At 66.7% G+C, this 20,885-nt stretch carries 17 protein-coding genes; 13 read left to right on the forward strand and 4 right to left on the reverse strand.

The annotated features are described in order from the left end of the window. The first annotated feature begins 101 nt into the window (after positions 1-101). The 6 genes from sucC to lpdA all read left to right on the forward strand — a co-directional run bounded on the left by sucC (position 102) and on the right by lpdA (position 9,037). Entirely contained in the window at positions 102-1,295 is a 1,194-nt protein-coding gene (gene sucC / locus RXV88_RS11305; RefSeq protein ID WP_316292900.1) for an ADP-forming succinate--CoA ligase subunit beta, read from the forward strand. A 130-nt stretch (positions 1,296-1,425) separates the two neighbouring features. Then, positions 1,426-2,313, forward strand: coding sequence for a succinate--CoA ligase subunit alpha (sucD, locus tag RXV88_RS11310; RefSeq protein WP_316292902.1), 888 nt, complete (start codon positions 1,426-1,428; stop codon positions 2,311-2,313). A 175-nt stretch (positions 2,314-2,488) separates the two neighbouring features. Then, positions 2,489-5,461: a 2-oxoglutarate dehydrogenase E1 component gene (locus tag RXV88_RS11315; RefSeq protein ID WP_316292904.1), complete on the forward strand. Its 2,973-nt coding sequence runs from the start codon at positions 2,489-2,491 to the stop codon at positions 5,459-5,461. Positions 5,462-5,464: 3 nt separating this feature from the next. Then, positions 5,465-7,018 (forward strand): 2-oxoglutarate dehydrogenase complex dihydrolipoyllysine-residue succinyltransferase, encoded by a 1,554-nt coding sequence (odhB, locus tag RXV88_RS11320; protein ID WP_316292906.1) that lies wholly within the window; start codon positions 5,465-5,467, stop codon positions 7,016-7,018. Between the two features lie 152 nt (positions 7,019-7,170). Further along, positions 7,171-7,560, forward strand: a complete 390-nt coding sequence (locus RXV88_RS11325; protein ID WP_316292907.1) for an MAPEG family protein — start codon at positions 7,171-7,173, stop codon at positions 7,558-7,560. A gap of 88 nt (positions 7,561-7,648) precedes the next feature. Further along, on the forward strand, positions 7,649-9,037 hold the full coding sequence (gene lpdA / locus RXV88_RS11330) for a dihydrolipoyl dehydrogenase (RefSeq protein WP_316292908.1): 1,389 nt from the start codon (positions 7,649-7,651) through the stop codon (positions 9,035-9,037). Between the two features lie 390 nt (positions 9,038-9,427). Here lpdA and RXV88_RS11335 read toward each other — a convergent pair whose 3' ends face one another. The 3 genes from RXV88_RS11335 to RXV88_RS11345 are packed head-to-tail and all read right to left on the reverse strand — an operon-like array spanning position 9,428 to position 11,747. Further along, positions 9,428-10,162 (reverse strand): lysophospholipid acyltransferase family protein, encoded by a 735-nt coding sequence (locus RXV88_RS11335; RefSeq protein ID WP_316292910.1) that lies wholly within the window; start codon positions 10,160-10,162, stop codon positions 9,428-9,430. Further along, positions 10,162-11,073 (reverse strand): cell division protein FtsX, encoded by a 912-nt coding sequence (locus RXV88_RS11340; protein ID WP_316292912.1) that lies wholly within the window; start codon positions 11,071-11,073, stop codon positions 10,162-10,164. The genes RXV88_RS11335 and RXV88_RS11340 overlap by 1 nt, the downstream gene beginning before the upstream one ends. Next, positions 11,070-11,747 carry a cell division ATP-binding protein FtsE gene (locus RXV88_RS11345; protein WP_316292914.1) on the reverse strand — a complete coding sequence of 226 codons (678 nt, stop codon included), beginning with the start codon at positions 11,745-11,747 and terminating at the stop codon, positions 11,070-11,072. The genes RXV88_RS11340 and RXV88_RS11345 overlap by 4 nt, the downstream gene beginning before the upstream one ends. Before the next feature lie 168 nt (positions 11,748-11,915). Between RXV88_RS11345 and RXV88_RS11350 the strand changes: the two genes are divergently transcribed. From RXV88_RS11350 to mgrA, 5 genes are all read left to right on the forward strand, one after another. Next, entirely contained in the window at positions 11,916-12,827 is a 912-nt protein-coding gene (locus RXV88_RS11350) for a zinc-ribbon domain-containing protein (protein WP_316292915.1), read from the forward strand. 152 nt (positions 12,828-12,979) lie between these two features. After that, positions 12,980-14,731 (forward strand): DNA polymerase III subunit gamma/tau, encoded by a 1,752-nt coding sequence (locus RXV88_RS11355; protein ID WP_316292916.1) that lies wholly within the window; start codon positions 12,980-12,982, stop codon positions 14,729-14,731. 144 nt (positions 14,732-14,875) lie between these two features. Beyond that, the gene (locus tag RXV88_RS11360; protein WP_316292918.1) at positions 14,876-15,220 is read left to right on the forward strand and encodes a YbaB/EbfC family nucleoid-associated protein; all 345 of its coding nucleotides are present in this window, start codon (positions 14,876-14,878) and stop codon (positions 15,218-15,220) included. Between the two features lie 30 nt (positions 15,221-15,250). Beyond that, complete coding sequence (gene recR, locus RXV88_RS11365; RefSeq protein ID WP_316292919.1) at positions 15,251-15,844, forward strand: recombination mediator RecR; 594 nt, start codon at positions 15,251-15,253, stop codon at positions 15,842-15,844. Between the two features lie 76 nt (positions 15,845-15,920). After that, entirely contained in the window at positions 15,921-16,988 is a 1,068-nt protein-coding gene (mgrA, locus tag RXV88_RS11370) for an L-glyceraldehyde 3-phosphate reductase (RefSeq protein ID WP_316292921.1), read from the forward strand. A gap of 170 nt (positions 16,989-17,158) precedes the next feature. On the opposite strand, the gene RXV88_RS11375 is transcribed toward mgrA, so the two are convergent. Continuing rightward, positions 17,159-17,932 (reverse strand): DUF1013 domain-containing protein, encoded by a 774-nt coding sequence (locus RXV88_RS11375; RefSeq protein WP_316292922.1) that lies wholly within the window; start codon positions 17,930-17,932, stop codon positions 17,159-17,161. A 140-nt stretch (positions 17,933-18,072) separates the two neighbouring features. On the opposite strand from RXV88_RS11375, the gene RXV88_RS11380 reads away from it, so the two are divergent. Both RXV88_RS11380 and prpE read left to right on the forward strand, forming a co-directional pair. Next, positions 18,073-18,696, forward strand: a complete 624-nt coding sequence (locus RXV88_RS11380; protein ID WP_316292924.1) for a ribonuclease T2 — start codon at positions 18,073-18,075, stop codon at positions 18,694-18,696. A gap of 268 nt (positions 18,697-18,964) precedes the next feature. Then, positions 18,965-20,857: a propionate-CoA ligase PrpE gene (gene prpE, locus RXV88_RS11385; RefSeq protein WP_316292925.1), complete on the forward strand. Its 1,893-nt coding sequence runs from the start codon at positions 18,965-18,967 to the stop codon at positions 20,855-20,857. The last annotated feature ends 28 nt before the right edge of the window (positions 20,858-20,885 follow it).

A 20,885-nucleotide genomic window follows, 5' to 3' on the forward strand; every position in this document is an offset into this window, starting at 1 on the left:
TTCTGGTCCGGATTATGCCCCTGCGGCAAATTTTCGTTTAACCTGCCCCGAAAACCCCGCCTATACCGGCGTAAATCGCAGCAATACGGGACAGTTGACCGATGAACATCCACGAGTATCAGGCAAAAGCCCTGCTGCGCAGCTACGGCGCCCCGGTGTCCGATGGCCGCGTGGTCCTGAAGGCCGAGGACGCCAAGACCGCCGCGGGCGGGCTCGACGGCCCGCTTTGGGTGGTCAAGGCGCAGATCCACGCGGGCGGCCGCGGCAAGGGATCGTTCAAGGAGGCCGACGCAGGTGAAAAGGGCGGCGTGCGCCTGACCAAATCGGTCGAGGAAGCCGCGCAGGAGACCAAGAAGATGCTGGGCCGCACCCTGGTCACGCATCAGACCGGCCCCGCCGGCAAGCAGGTCAACCGCATCTATATCGAGGACGGCAGCGGCATCGAGACCGAGATGTACCTGGCGCTGCTGGTGGACCGCCAGTCCAGCCGCATCTCGTTCGTCTGCTCGACCGAGGGCGGGATGGACATCGAGGAGGTGGCCGCCGAAACGCCCGAGAAGATCCTCAGCTTCAGCGTCGATCCGGCCACCGGCTATCAGGCCTTCCACGGCCGCCGCATCGCCTTCAACCTCGGGCTCGAGGGCAAGCAGATCAAGCAATGCGTCGCGCTGATGGGCACGCTCTACAAGATGTTCGTCGAGAAAGACATGGAGATGCTCGAGATCAACCCGCTGATCGTGACCGACGCGGGCGATCTGAAATGCCTCGACGCCAAGATGGGTTTCGACGGCAACGCGGTTTACCGCCACTCCGACATCGCCGAGCTGCGCGACACGACCGAGGAAGATCCCAAAGAGCTGGAGGCCTCCAAGTACGACCTCAACTACATCGCGCTGGATGGCGAGATCGGCTGCATGGTGAACGGCGCGGGTCTGGCGATGGCGACGATGGACATCATCAAGCTCTACGGTGCGGAACCGGCCAACTTCCTCGACGTGGGCGGCGGCGCCACCAAGGAAAAGGTGACCGAGGCGTTCAAGATCATCACCTCTGACCCGAACGTCAAAGGCATCCTGGTGAACATCTTCGGCGGCATCATGCGCTGCGACGTGATCGCCGAGGGCGTGGTCGCCGCTGTGAAAGAGGTGGGCCTCAAGGTCCCGCTGGTGGTGCGCCTGGAAGGCACCAACGTCGAGAAGGGCAAGGAGATCATCAACACCTCCGGCCTCGACGTGATCGCCGCCGACGACCTCAAGGACGGCGCGCAGAAGATCGTGAAGGCTGTGAAGGGGTGAGCGCCGGCCCGGGGCCCCGGCCCCGGCAAACGCTCCGCCGGAGCGTTTGAGGCGCGAACGGGCAGAGCCCCGGATCATCTCGACCTTAGAACAACGCGGCTGGACCGCACAAATTTAGGAGAACGCCGAAATGGCCGTCCTCATCGACGAAAACACCAAAGTCATCTGTCAGGGTTTCACCGGAAGCCAGGGCACGTTCCACTCTGAACAGGCCATCGCCTATGGCACCAAGATGGTCGGCGGGGTGACGCCGGGCAAAGGGGGGCAGACGCATCTGGACCTTCCCGTGTTCAACTCGGTCCACGAGGCCAGGCACGCGACCGAGGCGAATGCGAGCGTCATCTACGTGCCGCCGCCCTTCGCCGCGGACAGCATCCTCGAGGCGATCGACGCCGAGATGGAGCTGATCGTCTGTATCACCGAGGGCATTCCGGTGCTCGACATGATGAAGGTCAAGCGCGCGCTGATGGACAGCAAGTCGATCCTGATCGGGCCGAACTGCCCTGGGGTCATCACGCCGGACGCCTGCAAGATCGGCATCATGCCGGGCCACATCCACAAGCGCGGCAAGGTGGGGGTCGTGTCCCGCTCCGGCACGCTGACCTACGAGGCGGTCAAGCAGACCACCGACGTGGGCCTGGGCCAGTCGACCTGTGTGGGCATCGGCGGCGACCCGATCAAGGGGACCGAGCATATCGACGTGCTGGAATGGTTCCTGGCCGATGACGAGACCGAGGCGATCATCATGATCGGCGAGATCGGCGGCTCGGCCGAGGAAGAGGCGGCGCAGTTCCTGGCCGACGAGCGCAAGAAGGGCCGCGGGAAGCCGACCGCCGGGTTTATCGCCGGGCGCACCGCGCCTCCGGGCCGGCGCATGGGCCACGCGGGCGCCATCGTCGCCGGCGGCAAGGGCGGCGCCGAGGACAAGATCGAGGCGATGAACGCCGCAGGCATCGTCGTCGCCGACAGCCCCGCCACGCTGGGCGAGGCGGTTCTGGAAGCGATCCAGAAAGGCTGAGCGCGACACGGTCCCGGACCCGATCCGGGACCACCCGCCTTGGCGCGGGACGGAACGATACGAGGCCCCGGATCAAGCCCGGGGCTGCGACGCGAAAACCGCAAGCTTCGCGACAGCGGCCCCGCAAGGGCCGCTCTCCCGAAGCTTCACCGAACGGTCTGGGAGGACCACCAGGATGACCGACCAAAGCCCCAACGACCAGTTTCATGCCTCGAGCTTCATGCAGGGGCATAACGCGGAATATCTCGAACAGATGTATGCCCGCTATGCCAACGACCCCAATGCGGTCGACGAGGCCTGGCAGGCGTTCTTCCGGGCGATGGGCGACGACGGCATGGCCGTCAAGAAAGAGGCCAGCGGCCCGTCCTGGGCGCGCCGCGACTGGCCGCCGCAGCCCGACGACGACCTGACCGCCGCGCTGACCGGCGAATGGCCGATGCCCGCCGTCCCGGCCGAGGCCAAGGGCGCGGGCGACAAGATCCGCGCCAAGGCCGCCGAGCAGGGCGTCGAGGTGACCGACGACGCGGTCAAGCGCGCCGTTCTGGACAGCATCCGCGCGCTGATGCTGATCCGGGCCTACCGGATCCGGGGGCACCTGGCCGCACAGCTCGACCCGCTGGGCATGCGCGAAGCGGTGGATCACCCAGAGCTCGACCCGAAATCCTACGGCTTCACCGAGGCCGACATGGACCGGCCGATCTTCATCGACAACGTTCTGGGGCTGCAACTCGCGTCGATGCGCCAGATCGTGGACATCGTCCAGCGCACCTATTGCGGCACCTTCGCGCTGCAGTACATGCACATCTCGGACCCCGAGCAATCGGCCTGGTTGAAAGAGCGGATCGAGGGCTACGGCAAAGAGGTCAGGTTCACCCGCGAGGGGCGCAAGGCCATCCTCAACAAGATGGTCGAGGCCGAGGGCTTTGAGAAATTCCTGCACGTCAAGTACATGGGCACCAAGCGCTTTGGCCTCGACGGCGGCGAAAGCCTGATCCCTGCGATGGAGCAAATCATCAAGCGCGGCGGCGCCCTTGGCGTCAAGGAGATGATCATCGGTATGCCCCACCGCGGCCGCCTGTCGGTGCTGGCCAACGTGATGGGCAAACCCTACCGGGCGATCTTCAACGAATTCCAGGGCGGCAGCTTCAAACCCGACGACGTCGACGGATCGGGCGATGTGAAATACCACCTCGGGGCCTCGTCGGACCGCACGTTCGACGACAACGAGGTCCATCTCAGCCTCACGGCCAACCCCTCGCACCTCGAGGCGGTGAATCCGGTGGTCCTGGGCAAGGTCCGCGCCAAGCAGGACCAGCGGGGCGATGCCGGCCGCACCACCGTGATGCCGATCCTGCTGCACGGCGACGCGGCCTTTGCGGGCCAGGGCGTGGTGGCCGAATGTTTCGCGCTGTCGGGCCTGCGCGGGCACAAGACCGGCGGCACCATGCATATCGTCGTCAACAACCAGATCGGCTTTACCACCGCGCCGCATTTCAGCCGCTCGTCGCCCTATCCCACCGACAACGCGCTGGTGGTCGAGGCGCCGATCTTCCACGTCAACGGCGACGACCCCGAAGCGGTCGTTCACGCCGCCAAGGTCGCCACCGAGTTCCGCCAGAAGTTCGGCAAGGACGTGGTGATCGACATCTTCTGCTATCGCCGGTTCGGGCACAACGAGGGCGACGAGCCCATGTTCACCAACCCGATCATGTACAAGAAGATCAAAGGCCATAAGACGACCCTGTCGCTTTACACCGAGCGGCTGGTCAAGGACGGGCTGATCCCCGAAGGCGAGATCGAGGACATGAAGGCCGCCTTCCAGGCGCATCTGAACGAGGAATTCGAGGCCGGCAAGGATTACCGCCCCAACAAGGCCGACTGGCTGGACGGCCGCTGGAGCCATCTGGACCGCCAGAAGGAAGGCAAGTACCAGCGCGGCAAGACCTCGATCGCCCGCGAGACGTTCGATCAGATCGGTAAGGCCCTGACCCGCGCCCCCGACGGTTTTCCGCTGCACAAGACCGTGGGCCGGCTACTGGAATCGCGCGCCAAGATGTTCGAGACCGGCGAGGGCTTTGACTGGGCCACCGGCGAGGCGCTGGCCTTTGGCTCGCTCCTGACCGAGGGCTACCCGGTGCGTCTGGCCGGGCAGGACAGCACCCGCGGCACCTTCAGCCAGCGCCATTCCGGCCTGGTGAACCAGGAAACCGAGGAACGCTATTACCCGCTCAACAACATCCGCGAAGGTCAGGCCCATTACGAGGTGATCGACAGCGCGCTCAGCGAATACGCGGTCAGCGGGTTCGAATACGGCTATTCGCTGGCCGAACCCAACGCGCTGGTGCTGTGGGAGGCGCAGTTCGGCGACTTCGCCAACGGCGCGCAAATCATGTTCGACCAGTTCATCAGCTCGGGCGAAAGCAAATGGCTGCGGATGTCGGGCCTCGTCTGCCTGCTTCCGCACGGGTTCGAGGGCCAGGGCCCCGAACACAGCTCTGCCCGGCTTGAGCGGTTCCTGCAGATGTGCGGTCAGGACAACTGGATCGTGGCCAATTGCACCACGCCGGCCAACTATTTCCACATCCTGCGCCGCCAGCTGCACCGCTCGTTCCGCAAGCCGCTGATCATGATGACGCCGAAATCGCTCTTGCGGCACAAGCTGGCGATCTCGGACGTGGACGATTTCACCAACGGGTCCAGCTTCCACCGCGTGCTCTGGGACGACGCCCAAAAGGGCCATTCCGACACCAAGCTGGTGGCCGACGACAAGATCCGCCGCGTGGTGATGTGCTCGGGCAAGGTCTATTACGACCTGCTCGAGGAACGCGACGCCCGTGGCATCGACGACGTCTATCTCATGCGGTTCGAGCAGTTCTATCCGTTCCCCGCCATCTCGGCGGTGAAAGAGCTCGAGCGCTTCAAGAACGCCCAGATGATCTGGTGCCAGGAAGAACCCAAGAACCAGGGCGCCTGGACCTTCATGGAACCGAACCTGGAATGGGTTCTGGGCCGCATCGACGCCACGCACAACCGGCCCCGCTATGTGGGCCGCGCAACCTCTGCCTCGCCCGCGACGGGCCTGGCCAGCCAACACAAAGCACAGCAGGCCGCCCTCGTGGACGAGGCGCTGACGATCGAAGGGAAGTAAGACATGACAACCGAAGTGCGCGTGCCCACGCTGGGCGAATCGGTGACAGAGGCAACGGTCGCCACCTGGTTCAAGAAACCCGGCGACGACGTGGCCGTCGACGAAATGCTGTGCGAGCTTGAAACCGACAAGGTGACGGTCGAGGTGCCCTCGCCCACCGCCGGCAAGCTGGTCGATATCGTCGCCGCCGAGGGCGAGACCGTGGGCGTCGACGCCCTTTTGGCCAATATCGCCGCAGGCGATGCCGGATCGGAGGCCGCCCCCAAGGCCAAGGAAGCCAGCGAAGACACCGCCCCGTCGGGTGGCGCGCCGGGCCGTGCGGACGCCGGCGGGACGAGCATCGACGTGATGGTGCCGACCTTGGGCGAATCCGTGTCCGAGGCCACGGTCTCGACCTGGTTCAAGAAGGTCGGCGACAGCGTCGCGCAGGACGAGATGCTCTGCGAGCTCGAGACCGACAAGGTCAGCGTCGAGGTCCCCGCCCCCGCCGCCGGCACCCTGACCGAAATCCTCGCCGCCGAGGGCGCGACCGTTCAGGCCAACGGCAAGCTGGCGGTCCTGTCCTCCGGCGAAGGCGTGGCCGCCCCTGCGGCCCCCGCCAAAGCCGAGGAAAACTACACCACACCGCCCGCCGGCGACGCCGGCCCGGGCCGCGACATCGAAGACGCGCCCTCGGCCAAAAAGGCCATGGCCGAGGCCGGGCTCAGCCGTGACCAGGTGCAGGCCTCGGGCCGCGACGGCCGCGTGATGAAGGAAGACGTGGCCAAGGCGGCCGCCGCCGCGGCAGCGACCCCCGCGCCCAGCGCCCCCGCCCCGGCGGCCCAGGCCCCGCGCGCGCCCGTCAGCGCCGAGGACGCCTCGCGCGAGGAACGGGTCAAGATGACCCGCCTGCGCCAGACCATCGCCCGCCGCCTCAAGGAAGCGCAGAACACCGCCGCGATCCTGACCACCTACAACGAGGTCGACATGACCGCGGTCATGGAGCTGCGCAACGAATACAAGGACCTCTTTCTCAAGAAACACGGCGTCAAGCTGGGCTTCATGTCGTTCTTCACCAAGGCCTGCTGCCACGCCCTGCGCGAAGTCCCCGAGGTCAATGCCGAGATCGACGGCACCGACATCGTCTACAAGAACTTCGTGCACATGGGCATCGCCGCCGGCACGCCGCAGGGCCTCGTGGTGCCGGTGATCCGCGACACGGATTCCATGTCTTTCGCCGAGATCGAAAAAGCCATCGCCGAAAAGGGCAAGCGCGCCCGTGACGGCAAGCTTTCCATGGCGGAAATGCAGGGCGGCACCTTCACCATCTCGAACGGCGGCGTCTACGGCTCGCTCATGTCCTCGCCGATCCTCAACCCGCCGCAATCGGGCATCCTGGGGATGCACAAGATCCAGGACCGCCCCATGGTCATCAACGGCGAAATCAAGATCAGACCCATGATGTACCTGGCCCTCAGCTACGACCACCGCATCGTCGACGGCAAAGGCGCCGTGACCTTCCTGGTCCGCGTCAAGGAAGCGCTCGAGGACCCGCGGCGGCTGTTGATGGATTTGTAAACCCAAGCCGGGCATCGGCCCGGGCGTCATCCCCGGCCCACAGGCGGGCGCCAACCTGCCTTTTGGGCCGGGGTCGATCCTACCGGTGACGGTCTGCAACAGGACATCGTAATGCAAGCAAAAGCGCCAGGTCCGGAATTCGCAATACGCAAATGACCCCCGAGCTCACCGCCCTCACCCTCGCCGCGCTGCTCCAGGTGGCCCAGTTCACGCTCTATTCAGTCGTGGCGCAGAGGCAGGTCGGCACGGCCTATGCGCTCTCGCCGCGCGACACCCCGGTTCAGCTCACCAGCCTCGCGGGGCGCGCGCAAAGGGCGATGAACAACCATTTCGAAGGGCTGATCCTCTTTTCCATCGCCTGCCTCGTCGTCACCTTCTCGGATCGGGGCGACGCCACCACCGCCGCCTGCGCCGCGCTTTATCTCGCGGCCCGCGTGCTTTATGTCCCCGCCTATCTCTTCGGCTGGGCGCCCTGGCGGTCGCTGATCTGGTCGGTGGGTTTCCTGGCCACCACCGCGATGTTGCTAATCGCGCTCTTATGATCTTCACTGATCCCTAAATATCCCGGGGGGCTCGCAACGCGAGCGGGGGCAGCGCCCCCTCCCCCGCCAGACAAGAAGGACAAACCCTATGGCACAATACGACGTCATCGTCATCGGCTCGGGCCCCGGCGGCTATGTGGCCGCCATCCGCTGCGCGCAGCTGGGCCTGAAAACCGCCTGCGTCGAGGGGCGCGAGACGCTGGGGGGCACCTGTCTGAACGTCGGCTGTATCCCGTCCAAAGCGCTCTTGCACGCCACCCACCAGCTGCACGAGGCCGAACACAACTTCGCCAAGATGGGGCTCAAGGGCAAATCCCCCTCGGTCGACTGGCCGCAGATGCAGAGCTACAAGCAGGACACCATCGACACCAACACCAAGGGCATCGAGTTTCTGTTCAAGAAGAACAAGATCGACTGGCTCAAGGGCTGGGGCTCGATCCCCGAGGCCGGCCGGGTCAAGGTCGGCGACGAGGTCCACGAGGCCAAGTCGATCGTCATCGCCACCGGGTCGGACGTGGCCACATTGCCGGGTGTCGAGATCGACGAAAAGGTGGTTGTCAGCTCGACCGGCGCGCTGGCGCTGCCCAAGATCCCCAAGAAGATGGTGGTGATCGGCGCCGGCGTCATCGGGCTCGAGATGGGCAGCGTCTATGCCCGCCTCGGCGCCGAAGTGCAAGTGGTCGAGTTTCTCGATGCGATCACCCCGGGCATGGACGGCGAGGTGCAGAAGACCTTCCAGCGGATTCTCTCCAAGCAGGGGCTGGGCTTCACGCTCGGCGCCGCGGTGCAAAAGGTCGAGGCCACCAAGACCAAGGCCAAGGTCACCTACAAGCTGCGCAAGGATGACAGCGAGCACACGCTCGACGCCGACGTGGTGCTGGTCGCCACGGGGCGCAAGCCCTATACCGATGGGCTCGGGCTCGACAAGCTGGGGGTCGAGATGTCGGATCGCGGCCAGATCAAGACCGACGACCAGTGGCGCACGAATGTGCCCGGCATCTACGCCATCGGCGATTGCATCGCGGGGCCCATGCTGGCCCACAAGGCCGAGGACGAGGGCATGGCCGCCGCCGAGGTGATCGCGGGCAAGCACGGCCACGTCAATTACGGCGTCATTCCGGGCGTCATCTACACCCATCCCGAGGTCGCCAACGTGGGCCAGACCGAAGAGCAGCTCAAGGAGGCGGGCCGCAACTACAAGGTCGGCAAGTTCAGCTTCATGGGCAACGGCCGCGCCAAGGCCAATTTCGCCGCCGACGGCTTCGTCAAGATCCTCGCCGACAAGGACACCGACCGCATCCTCGGCGCGCATATCATCGGGCCGATGGCGGGCGATCTGATCCACGAAATCTGCGTCGCGATGGAATTCGGCGCGGCGGCGCAGGATCTGGCGCTGACCTGCCACGCGCACCCGACCTATTCCGAGGCCGTCCGCGAGGCGGCGCTGGCCTGCGGCGACGGCCCGATCCACATGTGATCCCCGCCCGGTCCCCGCGCCGGAGCACCCTTTGCCCAACCAAAGCGCCGCCCCGGGGGGCGGGTCGGCGCTGGCGCGGCGGCCTGCGGCCTTGGTTCCGCGCCGGGTGCTTTGGGGACAGGTTTGGAAAAGCTCACATGATCCTGGCGAGCCTACGCTTTAGCGGGATCGGCGCTGCGATCGAAGCGCCACCGGCGCGGGACAAGGCCGGAGGCCGCCGCGCCAGCGCCTGCCCGTCCCGGCGGGCTGGCGCTTTGGCGACATTTGCGCATCGCTCATTCGGAGCAAGGATTGGGCTGGGATAAAGTCAGCCGACCAAAAGTTGCAGCGCCACCCCACGGGCAGGCGCTGGCGCGTCTTGCGCGTTCACCTTTCCCACCCGTCGACAATTCACGCCTTCGGCGCGAACCCTGCCTCGGCGTTCAGCCGGTCGGAGGCGGTTTCGATCTCGGTCTCGAGCCGCCTGAGGAACTCGTCCCGGGGCAGGCCCGGCGGGATGGGCTCGAGGAATTCGACCACCGCCAGCCCGGGTTTGCGGTAGACCCCGCGCTTGGGCCAGAAGAGGCCGATGTTGGTCGCCACCGGGACGCAGGTCTGGTTGAGCTGTTCGTAAAGCACCGCGGTGCCGATCTTGTAGGGGGCCTTGACCCCCGGCGCAATCCGCGTGCCCTGAGGATAGATGATCAGCTGACCCGGCCTGGCCGCGCCTTTCTTGACGTCCTCGACCATTTTCTTGATCGCCGCGCCGCGCTTGCCCCGGTCGACCGGCACGCAGCCGATCCGCATTCCGTACTGCCCGACGATGGGCGAATACATCAGCAGGCGTTTCATGATGAACTTGCCCGCGGGCAGCGCCGAGAAGAGCAGGAACACATCGCCAAAGCTTTGGTGTTTGGCGGCGACCAGCACCTCGCCGCTGGGGGGCGTGCCCCGCACCTCGGTGCGCAGGCCGATCATGAACGGCGCAGAGAGCCGCACCCACTGGCAGACCGCCATGCAGGCCGTGCGCGCGCCCCGGGTCGACACGGCGGCCCAGGGAAACAGCACCAGTCCGACCACGGCGATCGACAGATAGACGTTGATCACATAGGCCAGCGACCGCAGCCATTGTATCGCATATCCCATCAGGCCAGATCCTCCAGCACGCGCCGCGCGGCAAAGCCGGTGGCAAAGAACGCCACGACGGCAGCCAGCGGCGGAATGAAGACCGGCCAGACCCAGTGCCAGCCTTGCAGGCCGAGGCCGGTCAGAAAGCCGCCGGTGTCGTCCGCCTGCGGCAGCGCCAGCAGCGCCAGCATTCCCAGCGCGGTGCCCGCCGCCGCGCCCGCGAAGGCCCGCAGGGTAAAGCGCCGCACAAAGGCCCCGGCGATATAGGCATCCGTCGCGCCCACAAGCCGCAGAACCGCGATCACCTGCGCATTGGCCGCCAGCGCCGCATTGGCCGCCAGCGTGACCATGGCCCCCGTGGCCGCGCCGATCAGCAGGATCGACACCCAGCCCAGCGCGCGCAGCCGCGCGGCGGCGGTGACCAGAGGACTGCGCCAGCGCGTGTGATCGTCCAGCACCGCGCCCGGCACCTCGGCCTGCAGCCGCAGCCGCAGGCCCGCGCCGTCATAGCCGCTGGCGGTCTCAATGACCTCGATCAGCCGGGGCACGGGCAAGGTCTCGACCGGCAGGTCGGGGCCGAACCAGGGTTCCAGCAGGGCGCGCTGTTCGGCGTCGCTCAGCGCCCGGGCGCTGGCCACGCCGGGGGTCTGTTCGAGCAGGCGCAACGCGGCCTCGGTCTGCGCCGCCATCTGCCCCGCCGGGGCCGAGATGCGGATGGTCGAGGCGCGGGCGAGTTCCTCGCCCCAGGTGACCGCCAGCCGCCCGGCGGCCAGCGACAAAGCCAGCGCAAAGACCGTCAGAAAGGCCATCGCCGCGGCGGAAAAGAGCGTCAGCCGCACGGTGAAGCCCGCGGGCGGCACCACCCGGTCAGCAGCCGCGTCGCGCGCGAACAATGCACGGAACTGACCGATGCCGGGCCGCCCGCTCACAGATCCGCCCCCGCCGTCTGCAGCTGGTGGCCCGCGATCCGAAGGACCCGCGCCTGCACCTGCGCCTTGGCGGCGCGAATGAGGCCCAGATCGTGGGTGGCGATCATGATCGTCTTGCCCATCTTGTTCAGCTCGATCAGCAGCCGCAGCAGGCGCTGGGACATCTCCCAGTCGACATTGCCGGTGGGCTCGTCGGCCAGCACCACCTCGGGCGACATGATCACCGCGCGCGCCAGTGCCGCGCGCTGACGTTCGCCGCCCGAAAGTTCGGGCGGCAAAGCGCCCGCGCGGCCGGTCAGGCCGACCCAGGTCAGCAGTTCCTTGAGGTTCGCCTCCTGGTCCAGCGTGCCCTGCCCGGACACCGTCAGCGGCAGCGCGACGTTGTCGGCCACCGTCAGGTGGTCGAGAAACTGGCAATCCTGATGCACCACGCCGATCCGGCGGCGCATCAGCGCAACATCGTCGCGGCCCAGCGTGCCGACATCGCGGTCAAAGAGCCGCACCTGCCCCTCGGTGGGGGTCAGCGCGCCGTAACAGAGCTTGAGGAAAGTGGTCTTGCCCGACCCGCTGGGGCCGGTCAGGAAGTGGAACGACCCGGGCGCGAGCGTCAGCGACATCGCGGTCAAAAGCGCCCCGCCGCCGTATGAATAGCCCACATTGTCTAGTTCGATCACGCCCGCACCCGGCCCGCCTGGCTTCTTTTCGATGCCCTGTTGTGCAGCAGCCGCGCCTTGGATTCAATGCACACTCCGGGGAAACAATGGACTTTTCCACCGGCCCGGCCCATCCTATGGTCAGGCAAAAGAGGTCCGGGCAGGACAACTTACAGGACGGGAGATGCAATGCGGCTGATATGCCCGAATTGCGGTGCGCAATATGAAGTGCCGGATCAGGTCATTCCCGACGGCGGGCGCGATGTGCAATGCTCGAACTGCGGTCACACGTGGTTTCAGGCGCATCCCGATGACGACACCGCCCTGGCCGAAGAGCTGAACCAGCCGCTGCCGCCCGAGGAATGGGAGCCCGAACCGGAGATTGAGCCCGAACCGGAGATCGAACCCGAGCCTGAAATCGAGCCCGAACCGCAGCTTGAACCGGAACCCAGCGCCGAAGCGCCCCCGGCCCCGCAGCCGCGCGGGCTCGACCCGCAGGTCGCCGGGGTGCTGCGCGAAGAGGCCGAGCGCGAGGCGCGCAAACGCGCCGCCGAAGCGGATCAGCTGGAAAGCCAGCCCGATCTGGGTCTCGGCGAGCCCGACGAGGACGAGGCCGCCCGCCGCCAGCGCGAATCGCGCGAACGCATGGCGCGCATGCGCGGCGAACCGGTCGAGGACGACGGCCGCGCCGCCGCCGAGGCGGCTGCCGCAGCCAGCAACTCGCGCCGCGACCTGCTGCCCAATGTCGACGAGATCAACCAGACCCTGCGCGCCTCGAGCGAACGGCGCGAGGTCGAGACCCCGCAGGGCCGCGCCCCGGTCGAGGAAGAGCAAAGCGGCGGCTTCCGCCGGGGCTTCAGCCTTGTGATGGTGCTCGCGCTGATCGGCATCGCCGTCTACGTCTTTGCCCCGCAGATCGCCGAATGGGTCCCCGCGCTGGCCCCGATCCTGGAAAGCTATGTCGCCTGGGTCGATGGCCTGCGGCTCTGGCTCGATGCGCAGGTGACCGGGCTCTTGACCGCGATGGACGGCATGAGTTCCGAGGCGACCGCACCGGCAGAGGCCCCCGCTCCCGCCCCCGAGGCAGAGGCCACCGAATAGACCCCACGCGCCTGCAGCCAATCAGCCCCTGGCGGCCTGCGGCAAGCCCGGGCCAAGGCCAACAGAGGCCCCGCGCGAAACAAGCCGCTTATGCGGTGGACGCCGCCCCGCGCGGGTCTTAGTTTGGCGCTGTACCCGATAGACAGGCCCCCATGACCGACAGCCCCGCATACCAGGTTCTTGCCCGCAAATACCGCCCCGAGACCTTTGCCGACCTCGTCGGGCAGGACGCGATGGTGCGCACGCTCAAGAACGCCTTCCAGGCCGACCGCATCGCGCAGGCCTTCATCATGACGGGCATTCGCGGCACCGGAAAAACCACCACCGCGCGGATCATCGCCAAGGGGATGAACTGCATCGGGCCGGATGGCGCGGGCGGGCCGACCACGGACCCCTGCGGCCAATGCGAACATTGCACCGCCATCATGGAGGGCCGCCACGTCGACGTGATGGAGATGGACGCCGCCAGCCGCACCGGCGTCGGCGACATCCGCGAGATCATCGATTCGGTGCATTACCGCGCTGCCTCGGCGCGCTACAAGATCTACATCATCGACGAGGTGCATATGCTCTCGACCAGCGCGTTCAACGCGCTGCTCAAGACGCTGGAAGAGCCGCCCGCGCATGTGAAGTTCATCTTCGCCACCACCGAGATCCGCAAGGTGCCGGTGACCGTCTTGTCGCGCTGCCAGCGTTTCGATCTGCGCCGAATCGAGCCCGAGGTGATGATCGCGCTTCTGCGCAAGATCGCCACGTCCGAGGGGGCCCAGATCACCGACGACGCGTTGGCGCTGATCACGCGGGCGGCCGAAGGCTCGGCCCGCGACGCCACCTCGCTGCTGGACCAGGCGATCAGCCACGGCGCCGGGGAAACCACCGCCGATCAGGTCCGCGCCATGCTGGGGCTGGCCGACCGGGGCCGGGTGATGGATCTGTTTGAGCTGATCATGCGCGGCGACGCGGCGGGCGCGCTGACCGAGCTGGGCGCGCAATATGCCGACGGGGCCGACCCGATGGCGGTGCTGCGCGATCTGGCCGAGCTCACCCATTGGGTGTCGGTGGTCAAGATCACCCCCGACGCCGCCGAGGACCCGACGATCTCGCCCGACGAACGCAACCGCGGCCAGGCGCTGGCCGATGCTTTGGGGATGCGGGCGCTGACGCGGATGTGGCAGATGCTGCTCAAGGCGCTCGAAGAGGTCAGCCAGGCCCCCAACGCCATGATGGCCGCCGAAATGGCGGTGATCCGGCTGACCCATGTGGCCGACCTGCCCTCGCCAGAGGAACTGGTGCGCAAACTGTCCTCCAGCGCTCCGCCGCCGCCCGGACCGGGGGGCGGCGCGTTGGCTCCGGGCGGCGCTGGCGCCACCTCTGCGCAGGGCGGTCCTGCGCCGGCGCATCGCGGTAACGGCGGCCACAGCGCGCAGGGTGCGGCCCCGGTGCGGGCGCTGGCCGCCGATCAGGCGCTGGCACGCTATCCCACCTTCGAACATGTGGTCGAGCTCATTCGCGCCAATCGCGACGTCAAGCTGCTGGTCGAGGTCGAGACCGGTGTCAGGCTGGCCGCCTACCAGCCCGGCCGTATCGAATTCACCCCTGCGGGCAATGCTCCCGGCGACCTGGCCCAACGCCTGGGCGGCGCGCTGCAACGCTGGACCGGCAACCGCTGGGCGGTGACGCTGGTCAACGGCTGCGAGACCGAGACGATCGCCGAGAAACGCGATGCCGCCGCACTGGCGCTCAAGGCCGAGGCCGCCGCCCATCCGCTGGTTCAGGCCGCGCTCGCCGCCTTCCCCAAGGCCGAGATCGCCGAGATCCGCACCCCCGAAGACGTCGCCAACGATGCCATGGCCGAAGCCCTGCCCGAGGTCGAGGACGAATGGGACCCCTTCGAGGAAGACTGACCCCGGCGCGCTGAACGCCGGCCACCCACCCCCGCCGGGCGCAGGCCAACACCTGCCACTTGTCCACGGCCCGCGTCGCTGCGATAAACCCGCCATACCCCAAGGGGCCGCGCGGGTCGGCCCTCAGAGCCAGGAGAGACAGAGATGCTCAAAGGATTAGGCGGCCTTGGCGACATGGCCAAGATGATGAAAGCCGCGCAGGACATGCAGAGCAAGATGGCGCAGCTGCAGGAAGACCTCAATTCCATGACCGTCACCGGCGAATCCGGGGCCGGGCTGGTCAAGGCCACCGCCACCGCCAAGGGCGAGCTCAAGGCGCTCGACATCGACCCCTCGATCTTCAACGGCGACGACAAGGAAGTGGTCGAGGACCTGATCCTTGCCGCCATCAAGGACGCCCAGGCCAAGGCCACCGAGAAAGAGCGCTCGGAAATGCAGAAGATGACCGAGGCGCTGGGGCTGCCCGCGGATATGAAACTGCCGTTCTGACCGGCCCCGCCCGGCAAGCTGGACATCGCGATGCCCGACCGCAGCGACATCGAGACCCTGATCGACCTGATGGCCCGGATGCCGGGCCTCGGGCCGCGTTCGGCGCGGCGCGCGGTGCTGCACCTGATCCGGAAGCGCGCGCTTTTGCTGACGCCGCTGGCGGATATGATGCAGACCGTCGCCGCCACCGCCCGCGAATGCCTCAACTGCGGCAATATCGGCACCTCGGACATCTGCCCGATCTGCGAGAACAACGCCCGCGCCAACGGTCTGATCTGCGTTGTCGAGGATGTGGCCGACCTTTGGGCGATGGAACGCTCGGGCGTTTTCAAGGGCCGCTACCATGTGCTGGGCGGCACCCTGTCGGCGCTCGACGCCGTCGGCCCCGAGGATCTGCGCATCCCGCAGCTTGTCACCCGCATCGAGAGCGAAGAGATCACCGAGGTGATCCTGGCGCTCAACGCCACCATCGACGGCCAGACCACCGCACACTACATCGCCGACCAGCTCGAAGGCCGGGTGACGCTGACCTCGCTGGCGCAGGGCGTGCCCATCGGCGGCGAGCTGGATTACCTCGACGACGGCACCATCACCGCCGCCCTGAACGCCCGCAAGCCGGTCTGAGCGGGCGGCGGTCCGTCCGCACGCAGTTCCGCGCCCACGGTTTGACGTTGCCCCATACAACGGCCAGACTGCGCGCATGACGAAAACACCTGCCCCGCGCCCCGCCTTCATGTCCGGATACACCCCCGCCCCCGACCGCTACGACCGCATGGTCTATCGCCGCTGCGGCCGGTCGGGCCTGAAACTGCCCGCCATCAGCCTTGGGCTCTGGCACAATTTCGGCGAGGACACGGCCCATGACGTCAAACGCCAGATGTGCCGGACGGCCTTCGATCTGGGCATCACCCATTTCGATCTGGCGAACAATTACGGCCCGCCCGCCGGGTCGGCGGAAACCGCCTTTGGCGAGATCCTGCGCAACGATTTCGCCGGGCTCAGGGACGAGCTGATCGTCTCGAACAAGGCCGGCTACGACATGTGGCCCGGCCCCTACGGCGAGTGGGGCAGCCGCAAGTACCTGATCGCCTCCTGTGATCAGTCGCTTGAACGCTGCGGGCTCGACTATTTCGACATCTTCTATTCGCACCGGTTCGACCCCGAAACCCCGCTCGAGGAAACCATGGGCGCGCTCGATCACATCGTGCGCTCAGGTCGCGCGCTGTACGTCGGTATTTCCAGCTACAATTCGCAGCGCACGCGTGAGGCCGTGGCGATCCTGAAGGAACTGGGCACGCCCTGCCTGATCCACCAGCCGTCCTACAATCTGCTGAACCGCTGGGTGGAGACCGATGGCCTGCTCGATACGCTGGACGATCTGGGCGTCGGTTCCATCGCCTTCACCCCGCTGGCGCAGGGCATCCTGACCAAGAAATACCTGGGCGGCGTACCCGAAGGCAGCCGCGCCGCGCAGGACAAATCCCTTAGCCCCGAGATGCTGACCGACAGCGCGCTGGCCTCGGTCAGGGCGCTGAACGACATCGCGGAAGCGCGCGGGCAGACGCTGGCGCAGATGGCCCTGGCCTGGGTGCTGCGCGGCGGGCGTGTGACCTCGGCGCTGATCGGCGCGTCGAAGCCCAGCCAGATCGAGGATTGCGCGGGCGCGGTGGCCAACCTCGATTTCACCGAGGACGAGCTGGCCGAAATCGAACGCCACGCCAGCGAGGAGGATATCAACCTCTGGGCGCGGTCGTCCGAGATGGAATAGGCCGTGCGACGCCACGCTGCACGACACGACGGGAAGACGCCGAAGCCGCCGCTGTCAGGCCACGACGCCGGGTCCGTCGCCGCGTGTCCGAGCTTTGGGCGGTCGAACCGTTCCCACAAGAAAAAACCCCCGCCGAAAGGGCGGGGGCTTGGGCTTTCAGGGCGCGAGGATCAGCGGCGCGGATCGTCGCTGTCGTCGTCCTCGTCGTCGTCATCGCCGCTGTCGGGCAGGTTGAAGAAGCTGTCGGCGTCGGCGAAGTCGCTGTCGGTGCGGGTGTCTTCCTCGTCCTCTTCGCGCGGGTCGGAGAGGCTGAAGGTTTCCAGCCCCTCGATGGCGGTCGGCAGGCGCGGCTCGGGCTCCATCTCGAGGCTCTGCTCGGTCGAGACCAGCTTGCGGCGCTCGTCGTCCGACATCAGCGAATCCGCTTTCTTGGCGGCCTTGGCGACGGCGGCGTCCAGTTCGGACTGACGGCAGAGGCCAAGCGCCACCGGGTCGATCGGCTGGATGTTGGAGATGTTCCAATGCGTGCGCTCGCGGATCGACTGGATCGTCGGCTTGGTGGTGCCCACCAGTTTGCCGATCTGGCCGTCGGTCAGTTCGGGGTGAAACTTGACCAGCCAGAGGATCGCGGCGGGGCGGTCCTGACGCTTGGACAGCGGCGTGTAACGCGGCCCGCGACGCTTGTCCTCGTCATGGGCGGCCGGGTTGAACTTGAGCTTCATCTTGTAGGCCGGGTCGTTTTCGGCCTTGTCGATCTCGGACTGGTCCAGCTGGTTGTTGCCGATCGGGTCAAAGCCCTTGACCCCGGTGGCCACGTCGCCGTCGGCAATGCCCTGCACCTCGAGCTCGTGCATGCCGGTGAAATCGGCGATCTGCTTGAAGGTCAGCGTGGTGTTGTCGACCAGCCAGACGGCAGTCGCCTTGGGGTGCAGCAGTTTGGCCATGTCTCGTCTCCTTACTACATGTCTGCCCCGCTGCCTGAACCGGGGGGCCCAGGAGGTCCAGGATCAGGTCCGGGACGGGTTACCGTTGTCGGGGAACTTGCGCGCTATATAGTGACCCGGCGGCAAAGAGGAAAGAGAAAATGCGCTGGCTTCTGATCCTGTTTCTGAGCGCGGGTCTGGCGCGGGCCGAGGGCGAGGCCGCGGGCGACTTCGATTACTATGTGCTGTCGCTGTCGTGGTCGCCGACCTGGTGCGCGCTGGAGGGCGATGCGCGCCGGTCGCCGCAATGCGACGCCGATCACGGCTGGATCCTGCACGGGCTCTGGCCGCAGTACCATCAGGGCTGGCCGTCCTATTGCCGCACGGGCCAACGCCCGCCGCCCCGGTCGATGACCGCCGCCATGGCCGATATCATGGGCACCGCGGGCCTGGCCTGGCATCAGTGGAAAAAGCACGGCAGCTGTTCGGGTCTGTCGGCGTCGGCTTATTTCGAGGCCGCCCGCGCCGCCTATGAGGCCGTCAACCGCCCGGCGCTGCTGCGCAAGCTGACAGAGCCGGTGCGCCTGCCCGCCCGCGTCGTCGAAGAGGCCTTTCTGAAGGCCAACCCCGAGTGGGAGCCGGACATGCTGACGATCACCTGCAAGGCGGGCCGCATCCAGGAGGCACGGCTCTGCCTTTTGCGTGACCTGACCCCGGTGCCCTGCGGGCAGGACGTGGTGCGCGACTGCACGATGCGCGACGCGTTGCTGGATCCGGTGCGCTGAAACACGGGGGCCCTGCCCCTGTGGCGGCCCCGAGGTGCCGCGCAGGCTGAGTCGCCTCGGTTTGCAACGTGGGCCTTTGCGACTTTGCAAAACCGTCCGAAATTTGCCGATCAGGCGCAAACTGCGGGGTGTTTGCAAAAATTTGCAGGTGGACTCCCGGAAATCTGCAAATCTCTTTGCGCCAATCTGCCACGCCCGGGACCAAGGCGCTTGCCCGACGGCCCATCCCTTCTGTAACGCTTTTTCAAGACGTCAGGAGGAGGAACCCATGTCGTACAATGCCGTTTATTCCAGCTGGAAAGCCGATCCCGAGGGCTTTTGGATGGCACAGGCCGAGGCCATCGACTGGGACCGCGCCCCCACCAGCGCGCTGACCGAAAAGGGCAACGGCCTTTACGAATGGTTCGCGGACGGGCTGACCAACACCTGCTGGAACGCCGTCGACCGCCATGTCGAGGGCGGGCGCGGCGATCAGCTGGCCGTCATCCACGACAGCCCGATCACCGGCACCATCCACAAGATCACCTATTCCGAGCTGCGCGACCGCGTGGCCAGCCTTGCAGGCGCCTTGCGCGCCAGGGGGATCGAAAAAGGCGACCGGGTCATAATCTACATGCCGATGGTTCCAGAGGCGCTCGAGGCGATGCTGGCCTGCGCCCGCCTGGGCGCGATCCATTCGGTGGTATTCGGCGGGTTTGCCAGCAACGAACTGGCGGTGCGCATCGACGACGCGCAGCCCAAGGCGATCATCGCGGCGAGCTGCGGGTTGGAGCCGGGCCGCGTGGTGCATTACAAGCCGCTGGTCGACGGCGCCATCGAAATGGCCAGGCACAAGCCCGAGTTCACCGTGATTTTCCAGCGCGAACAAGAGGTCGCGGCGCTGAAGGACGGCTACGATTTCGACTGGCACGGGTTTCAGGCCGGCGTCGCCCCCGCCGATTGCGTCCCCGTCGAGGGCAATCATCCGGCCTATATCCTTTATACATCCGGCACCACCGGCCAGCCCAAGGGCGTGGTCCGGCACACCGGCGGGCACCTGGTGGCGCTGAACTGGACGATGAAGAACATCTACAACGTCAATCCGGGAGAGGTGTTCTGGGCGGCGTCGGATGTGGGCTGGGTCGTGGGCCACAGCTATATCTGCTACGGGCCCCTGATCCATGGCAACACCACCATCGTCTTCGAGGGCAAGCCCATCGGCACGCCCGACGCGGGCACCTTCTGGCGGGTGATCGAGGAGCACGGGGTCAAGAGCTTCTTCACCGCGCCCACCGCCTTCCGCGCGGTCAAGCGCGAGGACCCCAAGGGCGAATTCGTCGCGAAATACGACATCAGCGGGCTCAGGGCGATCTACCTGGCGGGGGAACGCGCGGATCCCGACACGATCGAATGGGCGCAGAAGGTGACCGGCAAGCCGATCTACGACCATTGGTGGCAGACCGAAACCGGCTGGACCATCGCCGGGATGCCCGCGGGGATCGAGGCGCTGCCGGTCAAGATCGGCTCGCCTTCGGTGCCGATGCCGGGCTACGACGTGCAGATCCTCGACGAGGCCGGCCATCCGATGAAAGCGGGCGAGCTCGGGGCCATCGCGGTCAAGCTGCCGCTGCCTCCGGGCACGCTGCCGACGCTCTGGAACGCCGAGGACCGGTTCCGCAAATCCTACCTCACCACCTTTCCCGGGTATTACGAGACCGGCGACGCGGGCATGATCGACGAGGATGCCTATCTCTACATCATGGCGCGCACCGACGACGTGATCAACGTGGCCGGGCACCGGCTGTCGACCGGCGGGATGGAAGAGGTGCTGGCCGCGCATCCGGACGTGGCGGAATGCGCGGTGATCGGGGTCACGGACGAGCTCAAGGGTCAGCTGCCGATGGGTTTCGTCTGCCTGACCACGGGCGTGAACCGGCCGCATGACGAGATCGCGCGCGAATGCGTGAAGCTGGTGCGCGACCGGATCGGCCCGGTCGCGGCGTTCAAGCTTTGCACGGTGGTTGACCGCTTGCCCAAGACGCGCTCGGGCAAGATCCTGCGCGCCACCATGGTCAAGATCGCGGATGGAGAGGACTTCAAGTTGCCCGCGACCATCGACGACCCGGCCATCCTGGACGAGATCCGCGAGGCGCTGCAGGGGCTCGGCTACGCCAAGGGCTAGGCACCCGTTTTCTTTCAAAGAAAACGGT

It is taken from the genome of Aestuariicoccus sp. MJ-SS9, assembly GCF_032586235.1.
In the GTDB taxonomy this organism is placed as follows: Bacteria; Pseudomonadota; Alphaproteobacteria; order Rhodobacterales; family Rhodobacteraceae; genus Aestuariicoccus.